The following is a 14,624-nucleotide window of genomic DNA, read 5'->3' on the forward strand; positions in this document are numbered from 1 at the left end:
CTTTACAAGGGGGGAAACAAGAAAATCTAGTTCCCTCCCCTTTATAAGGGGAGGGTTAGGGTGGGGTAATTTTCCTCGTTCCCAGTCGGAGACTGGGAACGAGAGAAGGGGTTGGGGGATGAGGGCAGTTAATTTTACTTAAAAGATTTTGATTGATTTTTTAAGTAAGATTAATTTATAAGTTAATTACAACAATTGCTGCAATCATTTAAACCTTTCTTATATATGGAGGAATAATTGTTGCAAAGTATTAAACCTTTCCAGAAATTGCTTATATATTTCTTGGAAATACTTAAACCTTTCTTATATATGAAGGAACGATTGTTGCAAAGTATTAAACCTTTCCAGCAATTGCTTATATATTTCTTAGAAAGACTTAAACCTTTCTTATACATGAAAGAGCAATTGTTGCAAATGCTTCAATTTTGGCAACTAGGGTTGCAGGTTAATCGAGTTACGAGTGCTGAGTTGCAAGTTAGATTTTTCACTCAGCAGTTTTTATTCTATTGAGGTTTGTAAATAATTTGTATATCTGCAAGGAATATTCCTTTAGACTGAGTTTCAATTGAAAAAATGTAGGAATAAACACAAATGCATTCGTTAAATATATTTTGTCACGAATCTGTAGTTGCTGTTTCCTTTGTCGCTTGCATTATTGGACTGTTGTTACTGTGGGATGGTAAGCAGCAAACAAATGAGATGGAAGAAACAGAGCGAATTCTGTTTAGAATGAGCTTTAGTTACTGGCTAGTTTACTGTGTAGCTTTTGGCATCGAAAAAATAGTTTTACCTGGCTGGGAATCTGTAGTCATGACTTTGAAAATAACTACGGCTCTGTCATATTTCTTAACTTTTTCTTGTATTGTTAGTCTACCACTACACAAATTTGCAGTACATCGAGTTGAGGAATAGTTATTGGGTATGGGGCATGGGGCATGGGGCATTGGGTATGATTAACATCTCATAGCGATCGCTAATGCAGCTTCTAGTTGATCTTGGGACAAAGTTGTTAAAATAAACACCTCTTGTACCGTTTTCCCCTGCCGCGCAATGACTTTATAGCCGCCGCGAATAGGTACTGAGATGCGTAGTTGCATTTTTGGACTGTGACCCTTCGATCGTCCAATCACTCCCGGCGTCACAGTTTGGATACCATCCTGCTGACAAAGACGTTCTAAAATGGGGATAAGACCAGAAAGGTGTGTTGAGTGATTCCATACCAGTCTGGCAGCTTTTTGTGTTCGCGTAGCGTCTCGTAGAGAAGCCGTGCGCAGGGGATCTACGGAGGGTTTGCCCATAATAATTAAGCTGCTTCTAGAGGTGCCATTGTCAAACCTGCTCGGCGCAGTTGCTGGTGATAGAGTTCCGCAGGTTCTTGGGGCCCGACCCAGACGATCGCTTGACCTTCATAGTGTACCTGATTAGTCAGATCCCACGCGCGATCGCCAGTCATTCCCGGAATATATTTCATCAAACATTCAGACACATGTTGGAATGTATTAAAATCATCGTTTAATACAATCACTTTGTAATTTGGATAAGTCTTACGGATAACTTGATTAGACCGTTCAGGAGCTATAGTTGGTGCTGTGGACATCCCGTAAACATCTGCTGAAAGTGTCATAACCATAAAACAATTGGTCAAGATAATTTTACAAAACTACACTACAAGTAATTAGTTTAGTTCATTGTTTAGTAGTCTGTTGTCATTTGTCCGTTGTCATTTGTCATTTGTCCTTTGTCTTTAATCAATGACCAATGATATCGTGTCCGGCTAAGGACTTATCATTTATACCGCAGTTCTTGCTGGGGGAAGAGGCTTTTGTTTTGCACAGATTCGGTAATGAGTAATTAACCGGACTTGATATGACCAATGACCAATGACAAATGACCAATGACAAATGACCAATGACCAATGCCCAATGCCCAATGCCCAATGCCCAATGACAAATGACCAATGACAATCTATTTCCAATTATCCCAGTTTTCGTTAAAAATAGATGTATCTGGGAAGGCTGTAGGATTGCCATTTTGTTGCAAAAGCCGTTTGAGTGCTTCTAGTTGTGGCTCTTGTTTAGGTAAATCATCAACTAGTTGGTAAGGTGCGATCGCATTTTTGAGTGCAAAACTAGCTACAGTTCCCGCAGCTGCGCCGGCCGACCATTCAAATGAGTGTACTCGATAGGCAGCAGCAGCAATATGACTAGTTGCAATACTTTTGCCACCTACGAGCAAATTATCAATTTTCTGGGGAATCATTGCCCTCAAAGCAATTTGGAAGGGGTAAGCTTGACCTGCGCCACGTCTTTCGCCGGGACGTTCTGTGTTTCCAGGGGCTTCTGCGGGACTATTCACCATGCAAGGATGGAAATCTATGGCGTAGTGACCAATACCCACAGCATCGGGGAAAATGGTAGAACGAGTCCGTCGCATTGCTTTGTCTGGTGGAATTTTACCGTCAATTACTGATATTGCTTCTAAACCTGCAACTGCTGCTCGTAGCCGACGATACATATCTGCTGGCAGAGTCTTTGAGTAATACTCATCGTTATAATCTCGGCGGGAAATATCAATTTCTCCAATCCCAAAGCCTTCGGCTTGTCCCCAACTGGGGCGGCCAATAATCCGCCGTCCTTCTCGCATATAGGGATATTTTGATAAACCATGCGCTGTCCCCATTGGTGAATTTAAACCGGAAACAAAGCGGTTATTAGTTTGCGGCTTCTTGACACCATCCCCTAGTTGAGAATCTGTAGTCCCAGCTACCAGCCAGTAATAAAAAGATAAAGCATTTTCCTCAGCCTTGCGGAGAGTTTCTGTCCGCAGTCCTCCCATCCAACCCCCTGGTTCTAACTGTCCAGTACTTTGTAATTGTTGGCGGGTATAAATTAGGTTATCTTGGGCTGTTCCGGGGCGGTAGTCATTACCCCAAGTCCAGTTTTGCATCGAGATATCCCCTGGTGTAGGAGCATCAAAACTTACACCGCCGAATTTTGCTGGTTTCCCTTTATTTGGACTCCAGATGCGACGATAGGTAAAAACTAAATCAAAGCTAGCCAATCGCGTTAATTCATAGCTGAAATATGGCGCATATTGGGGATAAAATGCAGGCATTGTCTGCGGTTGCGGTTCCTTGGTGGACTCCATTGCAAAGGTGTAGGTAAAACCTTGAGGGCAATAGGGGTCGTTATTAGCGCTGGAAGCAGAAGGTTCTAGGTAAGAACGGGCATCAATGCCTAATCGGTAAGGAACATCAGCAAGAGCGATAATTTCTCCTGTTTCGCTAGCGTCTACGACATACCATTTAGAAGCATCCTCTTTCGTTGCTTTGGGGATGAAACGGACAATCGTTTTGGTAAACCGAGACGAGTTTTCGTAGCGATAAGCATCTTCAATGCTTTGAGATAACGTAAAAGTATTGAGAGGTGGTGCGCCTTTTGGTGGTTGATGTTGAATTGCGATCGCACTATTAATTATTTTGCCATCAGCAGCGATTTCCAAATCCTTAATTACTGTGTTGGGAAACCATTGCAATTTCCCTTTGCCCTGCTTTTCCGCATCTTTAAGCATCTGGGTCAAAATGGCGTGAGCATCATGCGGAAGAAAACACGATTCACTTACCCAGCAGTCACCTGGGTTAAGCTTACCGTATTTACGTCCAATCCGATTTCGTAATTCCAGATAGCCGCGAGAATAGAATTTCAAAGCTCGTTGAGTTGGGCGTTCGTCTAACGCAGATGTTCCTTGAGCAGAAATTTGCCCTCCCAGCCAGTCTGTAATTTCCGTCAGACAAACTGTTCGCCCTGCTAGCAAACCCTCATAAGCTGTGGCGACACCAGAAAGTCCACCACCCACAACTAAAATCTCGCAATTTACACTTTTGTCTGGCGTTCTGGGTGGTGTGGCGTTCGTCGAAGACGTTGGCGCAGCCATCGCCTCATCAAATACAACTAAACTAGAGATTAAATTAAGACCAATCAGCGATGTTAAGCTAAAAGCTACTTTATGTCTATGTTTCATAGTTAAAAAAACGCTCCAAATCCTGTGTCACCTGTAGACGTTAGCATTTAGGAAATGTCTAGCTCAAGAAATTTTTCTAGAGCAAAAGACGCGATGAATCGCCGTTTTGATATACAGACGCGATGAATCGCCGTCTCTACAATACGCGATGAATCGTGTCTTTGTGATGATTTATCACATTTTTGCGATCTATAATTTTCATCAAAAAACCTTAATCGAATCGTATTATAATCATTTCCCCTAACAGGGATGAAAACGAAAGTTGGCATAATAAAATCCCCCCTTCCTACACCCCTGAAAAGGGAGAATTGGTTTAGAGGAGAATGGCACTAATAAATATACAGCCCTTGCTCTAACTGGTTAAGAGCCTCTAGGCTCTTAACCCATTCTGTGAGGCTTTGCCTCCAGTAGCTTGACAAGAGGCAGAAGCCCACTTTAGATACATTCTCAAGCCTCTAGGCAGGGAACAAGACGACATAAGCTTTTGGGCTTTTGTTAGTGCCATTCGGGTTAGAGGAGATAACTCAAGGTAATAAGCTGTTCCACATTTAACTTGCATATATTGGGCGGGCGAGACGCCCACCCCACAATAAATGTACAATTTCAGATTATGCAAACTAGATGTGGTTTAGCTTATTAGCTTTCGGAAGTTTCCTGAGAGAACTTCTTATGAATAGTTCTTGTGGATTCCCCATCAGCAGCTACCGTTATGAGATAGTCCATTAAACCATCTGAAAAGGGAAGACGTAGGTGGAAAGTACCATCGGGTTTGATTTTGATGGCATGACCGCCAATGTTTACGTTGGTATTTGGTTGAGTTGCTCCGTGAATAATTAACTCAGCATCAGCCACGAACCAAAAATCTCCGTGGGGACGACTGAAAACCCGGACGTTAGCGGAACGGGCGATGAGTAACCAACGTAGTTCACCGCCGTAGGCATCGCCATCAGCAATATAGCCAATTTCAACCATGTAATCGCGATCGCTGACGGGAATCGCCACAAAGCGATCGCGTGCTACTTCTTCAGATTCATACTGCTGGACAAGTTGGGGACTTTGATAACTCAAGTCAATGCCAGTCACATCATAGAGCCGCACTGCTAATTGAGAACCGCCCTGTTGTTGTAGTGCTTCAGACTGAGCTTTGGAGATGTGCCAAGAGACATAAGCCCACTTGGGAGTGCGGGGTGTGAGGACAATACTACTTTCTTCTGGGGTAGTTTCTGCTTCTACATTTGCCCAGCCAATAGCGGTTTCGCTGACTAATGGTACAACATTTTCAACAGTGGAATCTGTTGTCGGCTCTGTAGGCACTGGACTAAAGACACGAACGATCGCAGAACGGGCAATGAATAACCAGCGATCGCCATCAGCGACATAGCCAATTTCAGCTATGTAATCGCGATCGCTGATGGGAATTTCTACAAAGCGATCGTGTGCTGTCTCTTCACATTCATACTGCTGTAACAGGTGCGGAGTTTGATAACTCAAATCAATGCCAGTCACATCATATAGCCGCACTACCAATTGAGAGCCGCCCTGTTGTTGCAGTGCTGCTTTTTTGGCTTCGGAAATCTCCCAAGAGACTTCAGCCCATTGGAAAGTGCGGGGTGTGAGGACAATACTGCTTTCTTCTTGAGTATCTACCAAATCAACATCTGTTTTATCCGCAATTGCGACATCATCAACTACGGGATCTGGATTCACAGGGCCGAAGACATGAAGGATCGCAGAACGGGCGATGAATAACCAGCGATCGCCATCAGCAAGATAGCCAATTTCAGCTATGTAGTCGCGATCGCTCTGGGGAATGTCCACCAATCCGTCGTTTTCTGTTTCTTCAGATTCATACAGCTTTACCAGCTGCGGAGTTTGATAACTCAAGTCAATGCCAGTTACATCATACAGTCGCACGATTAATTGAGAGCCGCCTTGTTGCCGCAGGGCTGCTTTCTTGGCTTCAGGAATCTTCCAAGCGACATGAGCCGATCCATCAGTATCTGGTGTGAGGACAATACTGCTTTCTTCTTGAGTATCTGCCAAACCAATAGCTGTTTCGCCTGCCATTGCCACATCATCAACTATGGGTTCTGGATTCACAGGACTGAAGACACGAACAATTGCAGAACGGGCGATGAGTAACCAGTGTTCGCCATAAGCGAGATAGCCAATTTCAGCGATGTAGTCGCGATCGCTCTGGGGAATTTCGACAACGCGATCGTGTGCTGTCTCTGCACATTCATACTGCTTCACCAGCTGCGGAGTTTGATAACTCAAATCAATGCCAGTCACATCATACAGCCGCACTGCCAATTGAGTACCGCCTTGTTGCCACAGTTCTGCTTTCTTGGCTGGGGAAATCTCCCAAGAGACATGAGCCGATGTATAAGTATGCGGTGTGAGCACAATACTACTTTCTTCATCAGCATCAATCAAACCACTAGCTGTTTCGGCTGCGATCGTCTCATTTGGAGTATCCGCTCCGAAAGTGCTAGCCCAAGCGCCAACTCCCGCGCCTGCTGCTAAAGCTGCGGCTGCGCCCAAATCTGTGGAGTTAGCTTCTTCAACAGTCGGCTCGGCAGGAAGTTCTGACTCTGGCCAACTTAAAGTGGGTTCGGCTGCGTCCGCTACCACATTCAATGCATCTTTACTCAATACATCTTCTGGAAATTCCGGTAAATCGAGCAGTGAGGATGTATCTGTCTCTGATGCTTCCACATCGGCTGTCGTTTCGTCAGATTCCACTAAAGGCAATTCATCAACTGAGGCTGTATCCTCAGTTGAGGTGATACTCTCTAGCCAATTCAATTCTGCCTGAAGTTCCTCGTCTGCCCGATCTTCACTAATTGCTGTGTCCCAGTATCCAAAATCAGATGATGCTTGTGGCACATCTGGTAATTCCGGGAGTGGGGCTGTCACCTCAGATGAAGGCAGTTCCACATCAGACAACTCTTCTGGAATATTACCTGGGTAAGGATATGAAGTATTTACTACAGCCGCCGGAGCTTCGATATCCCATGCAATTTCATCAGACTCAGGAGTGTATGTCTCCGTATAATTATTTAGTTCGGATGTCTCATCAGTTGCATTTGGTTCTCTTTCTTTGTTGTTAAAGGTAGACCAGGTAGCCGCCCCGATACCTGTTGCTATAGCCGCACCACCTAAAGCTGCGGCTCCCAAATTGTTATTTTCTGAGCCATTCGCTACGCTCGATGTCGCACCTTCATAGAGGTTAGAAGTACCATTACTTGTCTCTTGGACTAAATTTGCTGTCTGCTGAGTAGCATTTTGATCCAGATCGGATTGTGTTTGAGCGTAGATGTTGAAAGGAGTGCGATCGGGGTTTTCTTGCTCTTGAAAGTCCGGTACTGCTTGTTCCTCCAGCGTCGTTCCATTCAGGGAGGAAACTGTGCTGGGATCGAGCGCCGCCGTTTCTCCATTGGGTGGATGAGGATTTGATTCTGGTAAATTGTCTGTTTCCTCAGGGGGCAATGGGGGTTTTTTGAGAATCCACCATAGTACAGAGCCACCTACAGTTATAAAAAAGACAGGTAGCAGCAACCACAATGGTGTTTCTTTATTTACAATTGGAGCGCTTTGTGTAGGTGCAGCCACAAAGGGCTGTTCGCCAAATGCAGAACTAGTGGCACTAGGGGAAGGTGTAGGCGCTGGTGTCGTTTGGACACCTGGAGCAGCTGCAACAGGTTGTAAGACGCTGGCTGCGATCGCCTCGGCTTCGGCAGTTCTACCTTTTTCTATAGCCTGCTGTCCTGCGGGTGCTAGGGTAAAGCCAAGAAAATCTACTGTGGTTAAACTCTGATCTTTTTTGTAAACGTAAACTAAAGGTTGTGAGAAGGGATATCTCGCATCAGCTGGCAAGGCTTGATGTAATTGCAGAACTCGCACATCTTTCAACTTCGATACCTGATTAGCTAACACATAGCTGATACCGTCTTTGCCCAGTTGTTTGATGATTTCTGCGGTATTATCGTCACTTACTTGGGTAGCATTAGCCCCTGTAGCAAATTCAGCAGTTTTGAAGGCTGGATAAGTACGAAAAGTATTGCGAGTTTCACTCGTGTTTGGGCGATCGATGAATCGAATCTTGGCTGAAGGCCCTCCTAGTTGTGACCAATTTGTAATTTGTCCCCGAAAAATCCGAGCAAATTGCCTATTAGTCAAGCTTCCTTTAAAAGGATTCTCTGCACCAACCACGATCGCAATCTTCTCACGCTGCAAACGAACTTGTTCTAGTCCTTGAGCTTTTTCTGCTGGCGTTAACCCGCGCCCCATCGCGACTATATCGATTTTGCCATCTAGCAAATCTTTCAGCGCTTTCTCAGTGCCGTTAGCAGCAACTTCAACCTTTTTACCGACAAACTGTTTTTCAAAACTTTCTTTCAGGCTTTGGTTGATTGCACTCAAGCTACTGGAACCGTCAATCCGCACTATCGGTTCATTCTGCACTGTTTGTGGCAGTGGCGAAGAGGTAGCTTCAGGTGTAGATTGTGCCAGCATCGGAGCTGATACCACCAGAGATGCTGCCATCGGGGTTGTAGCTAAGGCAACCCATAATAACAGTCTGACTATCGAAGTATCTTTTTTTTCTTGTTGCCACATAAGCCCCTTAATTAAAGTAAAAAATAGAAAGCCTGCCAGTCCTAAATCGCGATCTTTATAAAGATTATGGAGGAGACGGGCTAATTATACATCTGAGTTATCTTTAGTTCTAATTACTTCAAAGCACTTATGCTGATTTATACTTCGCTCTAGCTTGGATAGCATGATAATTTATACTCTAATTGCCAAAGTCTGTTTACTATAAATTCTTCTAAGTTATATTGCAACTTAGAGGTTGTTTGAAAAGTGGTTGGCTGTGATTAAAATTACCCCCCTTAATCCCCCCGATACATTGGGGGAAACCAAAAATCCAGTTCCCTCCCCTTTACAAGGGGAGGGTTAGGGTGGGGTAAAAAATATTTAATACATCAATCATGACTTTTCAAACATCCTCTCATACACAAGTTGGTAGTTTATGACCGCGATTATGAATTATTGAATTACTAAAACTGGTAAAGTGTAGCAAATTCAATATTATTTAACAATATTATTTTCAGTAGTGCTGAGTCTGAGTTATGAGTTATGAGTTATGAGTGCTGAGTTATGAGTTCTGTATGCTAAGTGTTGAGTGCTTTTTCATGCAAGGCTTTTGAAACTCGTTTCATTGAGACTGTCTTAAATGAATACTTATTGTTCAGCACTTATTTGAGATAACAATGACAATCTGGCTTATCTATTAGTGACTCCACCAAAGCATTTAGGGCAGTCGCAGCTAATGCGCCACCTCCCAAAGTGCCTTCAACTGTAATATAAGGTATCCCTTGTTGCATCAGTTGTCGCTTGGCTGCGGGAGCATGACTAAAGCCAATGGGCATTCCAATTACTAATGCAGGCTGAATTTTTTGGTTAGCTATCGCCTCACAAGCTTCCAGAAGTACTGAGGGAGCATAACCAACTATCAACACACAACCCTGACTTACTTGCTGCAATTTTGTTCGCCATTCTCGATGCTGCCAAAAGGCGAGTTCTGCTTCAGTGGCGGTGGTAATATGGGGGTTATCAATCAAGGTTTCGGTGCGGCATCCCAAGTGAAGTAATCGGGTTTGATCTAAAGCAGCAGCAACCGTTTGAGTATCGACAACAATTTCACAACTTGCAGATAAAGCTTCTCGACTAGCTGCGATCGCCTCTCGACTCAATTTCACAAAGGATACTAAACTGACATCGCCACAAGCCAAAACCAACTGAGAAATTAAATGCTGTTCAATTTCCGAACGGTGAGACAAATCAGGTAGTAAGCGTTGTAGCGATTCAGTAAAAGCTTCCGAGTGGGTATGAATTTCGGCATCCAAACCACTCCAGAGATTTTCCAATCCTCCCAATCCAGCTTGAGTTTCAACATCGAGTAACTTCAGTTGCGCCAAAACTTCCGCCTGGATAATTTGACAATGGCGATCGCGCCCCAATAATCCTTCTAATGCTGATGCAGTTTGTCGCAGTTGAGAAATTTGTTGCATCACCGCGCGATATTGCTGCTGAAGTTGTCCCATGAGGTTAACCGTTGTGTCGGCTTCTGGTTCCACTTCCAAAATATTGCGAATATGGTTTAGCTGAAACCCCTGCTGTTTGAGTGCGACAATCCGTTGCAACCGGAGAACATCTTTTTTGGTATAGAGACGGTAATTGCTTGGCGATCGCACTGGTTGCGGTAGCAGTCCCAACTGATGGTAATGGCGCACCATCCGCGGAGTTAAACCTCCACCAACCGCTTCCGTAAGTTCCTTAATAGTTAAGCAACCAGCATTCATAAATTTACTCCAAAACAACAAAGATAAAGATTTACTCTGCGTACCTCTGCGCTTCCCTCAGCGACCCTTTGCGTTTCAAAATCATTATCAAGCTTGACATTAACATCAATGTCAAGGTTTAGCGTGAGAGAGTCCTTATTAATATCACCTCTCATGTTCTACCCCCAACGTTTGGGCCAATTCACCAGAGAACACGCAGATACCGTAGCCGCCCTTTTGTGTGGATTTCTATTATTTCTCGGATGGTTCGCCTTGCATCTCGGTTGGTTGGGATTGGCGTTCCTGCTACTACCCGCCGCTTATATAATTGGCGGTTATGAAAGTGCGCGGGAAGGATTGACTACCCTCTTCAAAGAAAAAGAACTCGATGTAGATTTGCTGATGATTGTCGCCGCCATAGGTGCTGCTAGTCTTGGCTTATGGCGAAGAGAATATCATCTAATTATTGATGGGGCAATTTTGATTTTGATCTTTGCTATCAGTGGCGCATTAGAAGGCTATGCAATGCAGCGAACTGAGCGGAGTATCCGCAGTTTGATGAGTTTAACACCAGATACAGCAAGGGTTTTACTTCAGGGAAGAGAAGAAGAAATTCCGATCGGTCAGTTAAAGGTGGGTGATGAGATTGTTGTCAAACCTGGAGAGCTAATTCCTACTGATGGGATAATTTTATCTGGTTACAGTACCCTCAATCAAGCTGCAATTACAGGCGAGTCTTTACCTGTAGAGAAAACAGTGGGCGCAGAAGTATTTGCCGGCACGCTCAACGGCTATGGTGCATTGCAGATTAAGGTACACAAACCAGCCCAAAGCAGTTTAATCCAGCGTGTAATTCGTTTAGTAGAACAAGCAAAGACAGAAGCACCTCCTTCGCAAGAGTTTATCGATCGCTTTGAAAAAGGATATGCCAAAGTCATTGTAGTAGCCGGAATATTACTGGCAACTTTACCGCCATTTCTTTGGGGATGGGATTGGGAAACAACAATTTATCGGGCGCTTACTTTCCTTGTGGTAGCTTCTCCCTGCGCGCTGATGGCTGCAATTATGCCTACCCTGCTTTCAGGAATCGCCAATGGTGCAAGACAGGGAATTTTGTTTAAAAATGGGGCGCAGTTGGAGAAGATTGGCAAAGTCCGAGCGATCGCATTTGATAAAACTGGTACTCTGACAACAGGACAGGTGCAGGTATTCCAAGTATTTTCAATTAGTGAATACACGCAACAAGATGTGTTAAAAGCCGCAGCTAGTGTGGAATCATATTCAGAACATTCCATCGGTAAGGCAATTGTACAAGCGGCTAGTGAAACAGTTCGAGTCTTCTCTGCGAGACGCTCCGCGAACGCGGAGCGTTCCGTTGGCGCAGCCTCTCGAAGAGAAGGAAAGGCGGTTCCCGTCGAGTCGAAACTGTTGAACCCGAAGGGCGATTTGGATTTGGTTGATGCAATCCAAGTGCAAGCCATACCGGGACAAGGAATTGTGGGAATTGCTCAAGAACAACAAATAATTGTGGGTAATGCTGTTTTTGTACAGCAGTATGTCACAAATTTACCTGAAGAACTGCGAAAAATGGCTCAATCTTGGGAGCAAGAAGGTAAAACTGTGGTTTGGGTAGCGAAGAACCCCACCCCCAACCCCTCCCTGCAAGCGAGGAGGGGAGCAGAGGTGATGGGTGTAATTGCTCTTGCAGATGAAGTAAGAGCGGAAGCAGCCGTAACCATTACCCGCTTGAAGAAATTGGGAGTTGAACAAATTGTCATGTTAACCGGCGATAATCAGGAAACTGCTCACAGTGTCGCCAAAGCAGTAGGAATCGATCGGGTATATGCCCAACTTCTACCAGAAGATAAGCTGAATATTATCCGCCGTTTACAGCAACAATATCAAACTGTGGCAATGGTAGGCGATGGCATTAATGATGCGCCAGCTTTAGCGCAAGCATCTGTGGGTATAGCAATGGGAGTATCCGGTAGTGATGTGGCATTAGAAACCGCAGATATCGTACTGATGGCAGATAGGTTAGAAAAAATTGCTGTAGCGATAGATTTAGGCAGGCGATCGCAAGCCATAGTAAAACAAAATATAGTTGTAGCGTTGAGTTTCATTATGTTGCTTTTAGTCGGCAACTTTCTCGGAAATATTAACCTACCCATCGGCGTCATTGGCCATGAAGGTTCCACAGTATTAGTTACCCTCAGTGGACTAAGATTATTGAAATAAGATAGGACGCAATATAAGCCCAAAAGCCAGTTTTAGAGACGCGATTTATCGCGTCTTCAAAGACCAGAAATACCCAAAATCACTGAAATTGATGAATTATATCATGTCCGCTTGATTGCTTATTAAACCCGAAGAACCCCACCCCGCCAAAGCTGTGCTTTGTCTCCCCTCCCCGCAGGCGGGGAGGGGTTGGGGGTGGGGTTCTTTTATTATGGGTAATTTGGCGGACATGATATTAGAAACTCTCATCGGGTCAAAAAACAAAATTTGAGTATGGAGTGTTACCAATACTCAATTCGTATTAGACGTAAATTATTATTTTGACTTCTTAACTCTTAACTCCTAACTGTTAACTCTTAACTCTTGCTCATGCAAACCGATCCAAAACCAGGAACACTTTACGTTGTCGGCACACCAATTGGCAACCTGGAAGATATCACCTTTCGGGCGGTACGAATTTTGCAAACTGTGGATATCATTGCTGCGGAAGACACGCGTCATACGGGGAAACTGCTACAGCATTTTCAAGTTAAAACACCCCAAGTGAGTTACCACGAACACAATCGTACCAGCCGTATTCCAGAATTATTAGAGCATTTAGTTAATAATAAAGCGATCGCTCTGGTGAGCGATGCGGGAATGCCAGGTATTTCCGATCCTGGATATGAACTAGTGAAAGCTTGTATTGAAGCGGGAATTCCTGTAGTTCCCATTCCTGGCGCTAGTGCAGCAATTACCGCTTTGAGTGCAGCTGGATTACCAACAGATCGGTTTGTCTTTGAAGGCTTTCTCCCAGCGAAAACCCAACAGAGACAAGAACATTTAGAATCTCTACAAACAGAATCTCGCACTTTGATTTTCTATGAATCGCCGCACCGTTTGCGAGATACTTTGCAAGACTTAGCTCTTGTTTGGGGAAGCGATCGCCAAATTGTGCTAGGACGGGAGTTAACTAAATTGTATGAAGAATTTTGGCGGGGGACAATTGCCGAAGCGATCGCTTACTACACTCAACGAGAACCCCAAGGTGAATATACATTAGTTGTAGCCGGAATTCCAGCCAGTCAGCCCCAACTGACAGAAGCAGAATTGATAGCCGAGTTGAAACAGTTAATTAGTCAAGGAATATCGCGATCGCAAGCTAGCCGTCAGTTAGCAAAATTTACTTCCCTTCCCCGTCGCCAACTATATCAACTAGCTCTTTCTATAGTCTCCAGTCCTGAGCCTTGAACGGCTAATATCGCTTTTTGGAAAATTAAAAATCTAGATGTTAAATGTCTATATTTATTTATTTTTTCTTCCTTTTCTGTCCTTCTCTGCGAAATACTACAGATTCTTGAAAAGTAACTTTTGCTTTACGGTTGGGGTGCATGTTAAAGGGAAAGTAAAATTCCATACCGTTACCCTTTAACCCACTTCTGTAATAAGTCCTATGCTTACCCATACAGGGAAGCAAGCTACACTAGTGTCTCATATAGAATGCGGTTAGCTTCCTTATCTACATCTTGTATGATGTCAAATAGGATTACTATATAAATAGTTGAATGTACAGAATGTGACTAATTTGTATATTCATCCTCAAAGATGACTTGGCGAATATTCAAATGATATCTAAAGATTTATGATATTAGTTCTTTAGATAGATCGGAAATTTTAGAAGCAAACTTTAATATGAAATAGTCAAATGCAAATAAAGCAGATTTTTAGTGAAGGAGAAATTCGATGACTAACATTATTGCTTGGTTGGTTTTGGGTTTAATCGCAGGTGCGTTAGCTAAGTTATTTTATCCTGGAACCCAAGGTGGCGGTATTATCTCTACAATTATATTAGGAATCCTTGGAGCCGTATTCGGTGGTTATTTGGGTCAAGTATTACTAGGAAGTGGTTCGGCAGCAGCTGCATCTGCCGGAGCTTTATCTCTAGGAAGTATTTTATTTGCTGTTATTGGTGCAATGATACTAATTTTCCTTTGGGGTTTACTGACTCGTCGCGCTGTGTAATTACCTCAAATTGAGGTA

Annotated in this window: 9 protein-coding genes; 4 read left to right on the forward strand and 5 right to left on the reverse strand. The window is 43.8% G+C overall.

Annotation, left to right across the window (positions count from 1 at the left end):
* Positions 1 to 591: 591 nt before the first annotated feature.
* On the forward strand, positions 592 to 912 hold the full coding sequence (locus RMZ42_RS23230; RefSeq protein ID WP_322673634.1) for a hypothetical protein: 321 nt from the start codon (positions 592 to 594) through the stop codon (positions 910 to 912).
* Positions 913 to 953: 41 nt separating this feature from the next.
* Here the strand turns inward: RMZ42_RS23230 and RMZ42_RS23235 are convergent, their stop codons facing one another.
* The 5 genes from RMZ42_RS23235 to RMZ42_RS23255 all read right to left on the reverse strand — a co-directional run bounded on the left by RMZ42_RS23235 (position 954) and on the right by RMZ42_RS23255 (position 10,388).
* On the reverse strand, positions 954 to 1,298 hold the full coding sequence (locus tag RMZ42_RS23235; protein WP_322673635.1) for a DUF2103 domain-containing protein: 345 nt from the start codon (positions 1,296 to 1,298) through the stop codon (positions 954 to 956).
* Positions 1,299 to 1,303: 5 nt separating this feature from the next.
* Positions 1,304 to 1,630, reverse strand: coding sequence for an ATP-dependent Clp protease adapter ClpS (gene clpS, locus RMZ42_RS23240; protein WP_322673636.1), 327 nt, complete (start codon positions 1,628 to 1,630; stop codon positions 1,304 to 1,306).
* A gap of 335 nt (positions 1,631 to 1,965) precedes the next feature.
* Entirely contained in the window at positions 1,966 to 4,020 is a 2,055-nt protein-coding gene (locus tag RMZ42_RS23245; RefSeq protein ID WP_322673637.1) for an FAD-dependent oxidoreductase, read from the reverse strand.
* 636 nt (positions 4,021 to 4,656) lie between these two features.
* Complete coding sequence (locus RMZ42_RS23250) at positions 4,657 to 8,640, reverse strand: DUF4912 domain-containing protein (protein ID WP_322673638.1); 3,984 nt, start codon at positions 8,638 to 8,640, stop codon at positions 4,657 to 4,659.
* Positions 8,641 to 9,281: 641 nt separating this feature from the next.
* Entirely contained in the window at positions 9,282 to 10,388 is a 1,107-nt protein-coding gene (locus RMZ42_RS23255) for a precorrin-8X methylmutase (RefSeq protein ID WP_322673639.1), read from the reverse strand.
* A gap of 153 nt (positions 10,389 to 10,541) precedes the next feature.
* Here RMZ42_RS23255 and RMZ42_RS23260 point away from each other — a divergent pair, with 153 nt between their 5' ends.
* The 3 genes from RMZ42_RS23260 to RMZ42_RS23270 all read left to right on the forward strand — a co-directional run bounded on the left by RMZ42_RS23260 (position 10,542) and on the right by RMZ42_RS23270 (position 14,606).
* A complete protein-coding gene (locus tag RMZ42_RS23260) occupies positions 10,542 to 12,605 on the forward strand; it encodes a heavy metal translocating P-type ATPase (protein WP_322673640.1) in 2,064 nt (687 codons plus the stop codon).
* A gap of 369 nt (positions 12,606 to 12,974) precedes the next feature.
* Complete coding sequence (gene rsmI, locus RMZ42_RS23265) at positions 12,975 to 13,835, forward strand: 16S rRNA (cytidine(1402)-2'-O)-methyltransferase (RefSeq protein ID WP_322673641.1); 861 nt, start codon at positions 12,975 to 12,977, stop codon at positions 13,833 to 13,835.
* A 492-nt stretch (positions 13,836 to 14,327) separates the two neighbouring features.
* Positions 14,328 to 14,606: a GlsB/YeaQ/YmgE family stress response membrane protein gene (locus tag RMZ42_RS23270; protein ID WP_322673642.1), complete on the forward strand. Its 279-nt coding sequence runs from the start codon at positions 14,328 to 14,330 to the stop codon at positions 14,604 to 14,606.
* Positions 14,607 to 14,624: the final 18 nt, after the last annotated feature.

Origin of the sequence: Nostoc sp. DedQUE05 (assembly GCF_034530955.1) — a bacterium.
GTDB lineage: Bacteria > Cyanobacteriota > Cyanobacteriia > Cyanobacteriales > Nostocaceae > Nostoc.

What these genes read in the sequence shown, in the direction of transcription:
- RMZ42_RS23270 (WP_322673642.1), top strand. Translation starts at nt 14,328, where the DNA reads ATGACTAACATTATTGCTTGGTTGGTTTTGGGTTTAATCGCAGGTGCG.
- RMZ42_RS23250 (WP_322673638.1), bottom strand. Translation starts at nt 8,640, where the DNA reads ATGTGGCAACAAGAAAAAAAAGATACTTCGATAGTCAGACTGTTATTA.
- RMZ42_RS23245 (WP_322673637.1), bottom strand. Translation starts at nt 4,020, where the DNA reads ATGAAACATAGACATAAAGTAGCTTTTAGCTTAACATCGCTGATTGGT.
- RMZ42_RS23260 (WP_322673640.1), top strand. Translation starts at nt 10,542, where the DNA reads ATGTTCTACCCCCAACGTTTGGGCCAATTCACCAGAGAACACGCAGAT.
- RMZ42_RS23255 (WP_322673639.1), bottom strand. Translation starts at nt 10,388, where the DNA reads ATGAATGCTGGTTGCTTAACTATTAAGGAACTTACGGAAGCGGTTGGT.
- RMZ42_RS23235 (WP_322673635.1), bottom strand. Translation starts at nt 1,298, where the DNA reads ATGGGCAAACCCTCCGTAGATCCCCTGCGCACGGCTTCTCTACGAGAC.
- rsmI (WP_322673641.1), top strand. Translation starts at nt 12,975, where the DNA reads ATGCAAACCGATCCAAAACCAGGAACACTTTACGTTGTCGGCACACCA.
- clpS (WP_322673636.1), bottom strand. Translation starts at nt 1,630, where the DNA reads ATGGTTATGACACTTTCAGCAGATGTTTACGGGATGTCCACAGCACCA.
- RMZ42_RS23230 (WP_322673634.1), top strand. Translation starts at nt 592, where the DNA reads ATGCATTCGTTAAATATATTTTGTCACGAATCTGTAGTTGCTGTTTCC.